7 protein-coding genes are annotated in these 3,285 nt (G+C 34.6%); 3 read left to right on the forward strand and 4 right to left on the reverse strand.

Translation table 11 applies throughout. The annotated features are described in order from the left end of the window. The 3 genes from AP059_RS22180 to AP059_RS21770 all read left to right on the forward strand — a co-directional run. A partial coding sequence (locus AP059_RS22180) for a hypothetical protein (RefSeq protein WP_218187005.1) occupies window positions 1-755 on the forward strand: 755 nt, incomplete at its 5' end. 33 nt (window positions 756-788) lie between these two features. Beyond that, the gene (locus AP059_RS00220) at window positions 789-1,130 is read left to right on the forward strand and encodes a hypothetical protein (RefSeq protein WP_218187006.1); all 342 of its coding nucleotides are present in this window, start codon (window positions 789-791) and stop codon (window positions 1,128-1,130) included. Next, complete coding sequence (locus AP059_RS21770; protein ID WP_082706700.1) at window positions 1,127-1,828, forward strand: peptidoglycan recognition protein family protein; 702 nt, start codon at window positions 1,127-1,129, stop codon at window positions 1,826-1,828. Before AP059_RS00220 ends, AP059_RS21770 begins: the two co-directional genes overlap by 4 nt. Window positions 1,829-1,923: 95 nt before the next feature. On the opposite strand, the gene AP059_RS21775 is transcribed toward AP059_RS21770, so the two are convergent. The 4 genes from AP059_RS21775 to AP059_RS21780 form a co-directional block, all read right to left on the reverse strand. Then, the gene (locus AP059_RS21775) at window positions 1,924-2,460 is read right to left on the reverse strand and encodes a transglycosylase SLT domain-containing protein (RefSeq protein WP_218187007.1); all 537 of its coding nucleotides are present in this window, start codon (window positions 2,458-2,460) and stop codon (window positions 1,924-1,926) included. An 89-nt stretch (window positions 2,461-2,549) separates the two neighbouring features. Then, window positions 2,550-2,807, reverse strand: a complete 258-nt coding sequence (locus AP059_RS00235; RefSeq protein ID WP_059874907.1) for a hypothetical protein — start codon at window positions 2,805-2,807, stop codon at window positions 2,550-2,552. Window positions 2,808-2,821: 14 nt separating this feature from the next. Further along, window positions 2,822-3,070 (reverse strand): hypothetical protein, encoded by a 249-nt coding sequence (locus AP059_RS00240; RefSeq protein ID WP_059874920.1) that lies wholly within the window; start codon window positions 3,068-3,070, stop codon window positions 2,822-2,824. Window positions 3,071-3,090: 20 nt separating this feature from the next. Continuing rightward, window positions 3,091-3,285 (reverse strand): hypothetical protein (locus tag AP059_RS21780; RefSeq protein ID WP_082712466.1); only part of this gene is annotated, 195 nt, incomplete at its 5' end.

Genomic DNA, 3,285 nt, shown 5'->3' on the forward strand with positions numbered 1-3,285 from the left:
CAGTCGGTTCTAATAATGACGGAAAACTATACATGATGTTGACAGGAATGGACTATGGAACAATCAGGCGCAAAGACTGGACAAGTCCGTTAAATACAGCTCTCAATGTACAATATACTAATACTTCAATTATTGCTGGAGGTAGATATTTTGAACTGATAAATGAAACGGTGGCTTTAAAAGCAGATTCTGTCAACTATATTCATGCAAATATTGACTTAACTCGAATCGAACACCCCGTTACTTTATCGGCCGAAACTTCAAACAATAGCAACAATGTTGATTTAAATAATAATTCAGGTGTACTAAAAGTTGTGATAGATATTAGAACAACTAACGGAACTGGAGTTATAAACGCTAAGAGCCCAACTGAACATACTTTACTTGATGATGTTATTATTAATAGCCTAGTCAATAAAAAGGATGTTCCTTGGACTGATTTAAATAGGGCTGGTGGAGTAGGTTCAACTGGAATATTACAGGCAAGGATTATTAATGGTGTAATTTACGTTAGAGGAAATAGCATTCCTGTGCCAAATGTCGCACCGAATTTCATTGTTCCGGTTGGCACTTTCCCACCTGCTTTTGGATCAAATTTACCTCAATTTGATTCTGTTGGTACATTTTATTCTCCTGGAAACCTGTCGTTATCTTTAATTAGCATGTCTCCAAGTGGTATCGCAGTAGGTAATCCAAATAAAACTTCAATGAACGGAAAAACAATATCTTTCGCTTTATCAGCGCCTTTATTGTAAACAAATAGAAAGCAAAATATAATGGTAACTAGAATGATTTTAATAACTATCTTGATTTTGGCGATTTTGTTCGCTACATGGGTTAAAGATAGAGAAACAATGAATCCACCTTTCAAACGTAGACTTGTAATTGATTTGACGGTAGTTTTCTCGCTATGGGTTTTATATGCAGTATTTTACTTTACACAAACTCCTTCAACCTCTGACATTGCGAAAACAGTGATTGACGTAGGATTGTTGTACTTCGTAGGTCAATTTATTTATTTAATTGCAAGTATCAGCCCTATGTTTGCCGGTTTGGTTAAACTTATCAAGAAGAATGGTGTAAGTATTCCCGAAGTTGAAGAAGAACAAACGGAGGATAAAAAAGAATGAATATAACTAATGCTGGCGTTCGTGGTCATAACCCTACTGGGGTTGTAATTCACAATGACGCAGGCTCAAATGGTGCTAACACTGGCTTCTACAATGGTTGGCTACCTACACACAACCCTGAAAATGGTTTTGCTCATGTTTATATCGCTTCGGATGGACGATTACAGGCTTCTGACTTCTCTAACAAGGCATGGCATTGTGCTAACTCATATGGTAACGCAAATTATGCTAGTTGGGAAGTATGCCAATCAGAGGGAGATTTAAGCCAGTTCTTGAAGAACGAACAAGCGGTACTAGACGACGTAGCCAAGTATATGAAACAGTGGGGATTAACTCCTAATCGTGATACAGTCAAGTTACATCAAGAACTATCATCTACTTCGTGTCCTAGACGGTCAGTAGAAGTCCATGGTGGCACTTTAGAAAGTTGTCGCTCATATTTTATTGCAGAACTAAACAAACGCCTTACAGTGAAAACTGAAAGCAAACAAAACGAAAAGGAAATCGAAATGTATCTTATTTATTGTACAGACACAAAACGCTACTATGTATCTAATGGAGTATCAGTACGCTATGTACGATCTACACGCATGTTAGAAAACTATCAAAACAAATGGGGTAAACTTAATTTGCCTAAAGATACCATGTTACAAGTGGAACTAGATGCTGAATTTGGACCAAACGCAACTAAACCATAGAATAAAAAAAGACAGCTTTATAGCTGTTTTTCTTTTGTAATTGAGCATATTTTAAAGAGGATATACCTACTTTCTATTTTTAATTAATTTATTTTTTACCAAGTCATCCAAGCTGTACCGCCTGAACCTTGATATATACTTACTGCTTTGTCTAAATAATCTTGTGGTGTCATCCCAGAAACATTTCCATGTGAATTTTGGTTAATTTGAAGAAGTCCATAACATCCAATCGGATTTTCAACATAAGGGTTTCCACTTGACTCCTTATAAATAACATCAAGCCATTTACCAGCACTTACTCCTGTCTTACTTGACATATAACTCGCAGCTATTTCTGGGCTTACACTAGGCCAATCACTTCCAATAGTGTCACTAGTTGTTGTGTTTGGTACACCTCTCTCATTTTCATTTTCATCGCTAACTTCTTGCGTCCTTTCGGTGTCAGGTTGTTCAGTTGTCTTATCATGTTCTCTTGAGATTCTGTCAGATTCGGCTTGTTTTTCAGCTTCAGTTCTTCGTTTATTTTCTTCACTAATTCGTTGTTCTTCAAGTGCTTTCTCCTTAGCTTGCTTTATATGCTCATATTTTGCTTTCTCTTGCGTTTTAAACTCTTGTTGATATAATTGTGCCACAATATCATTAAAGTTGTTATTTGCCCTTTTATGAGCTTGCTGAATTAGTACAATACTTCTAATTGTATCGTCTGTTAAAATAAAGATAATTATTCTCCTTTACGTGTACGTGAATTATAATATGCTTTCGCCATAACTATGTCTTTATTATTTGCTTTCATATTTTTAAATGACTTAATAACTTTATATTCGCCCTGTGAATCAATTTCAATTAAACGCATCTCAAATAAAGGAACAAGCCTATACATTGTTAATACAAACGCAAAATCATTATTTGCTTCTTCTAGCGTGTCGCTTGTTTTATAATAATCTCCGTCTATTGCGCTATACCAAATATCATATTTCATGTCATGCTCTTTTCTTAAAATTTTGGCGGTTCTTGTCGTTCTGGCGTTTCAACTTTATCATATTCGCCATTTTTAATATAAAAACTATTTTGTTTGTATAATTGTTCTAGTTCTTCATTCCATAACTTATAATAGTTCCATAAGTCTATTGAAGTTTTAGAATTAACATCATTAATTTTCAATTCATGTACAGCCATTTGTTCTAAGTGACTACCGATTAATTTTAAAATAAACCATTGTGCGTCTTGTGCTTCTTTTTTCATGCTATACTCTTTTCTATGTTTCAATTGCTCACCTGATTAATGGCTTCAATAATATTATTGCCAGTATTTATTAGAATTTCATCACTTACAATTACATTCTTTCTTGAAAACAGTTCATTCTCAATCTTCATAAAGTGCATTGCTTTAGCTAAAAATTGAGCCGATGATTCATAATATAATGTTTCTAGTTCATCATCTGAAAGCTGTGTTAAATG

Source organism: Pseudomonas sp. TAA207 (genome assembly GCF_001529285.1).
GTDB lineage: Bacteria > Pseudomonadota > Gammaproteobacteria > Pseudomonadales > Pseudomonadaceae > Aquipseudomonas > Aquipseudomonas weihenstephanensis.

Bases quoted from the DNA above. Each gene is read 5' to 3' on its own strand.
- AP059_RS00235 (WP_059874907.1), bottom strand. From the start codon at position 2,807: ATGAAATATGATATTTGGTATAGCGCAATAGACGGAGATTATTATAAA.
- AP059_RS21770 (WP_082706700.1), top strand. From the start codon at position 1,127: ATGAATATAACTAATGCTGGCGTTCGTGGTCATAACCCTACTGGGGTT.
- AP059_RS00220 (WP_218187006.1), top strand. From the start codon at position 789: ATGATTTTAATAACTATCTTGATTTTGGCGATTTTGTTCGCTACATGG.
- AP059_RS00240 (WP_059874920.1), bottom strand. From the start codon at position 3,070: ATGAAAAAAGAAGCACAAGACGCACAATGGTTTATTTTAAAATTAATC.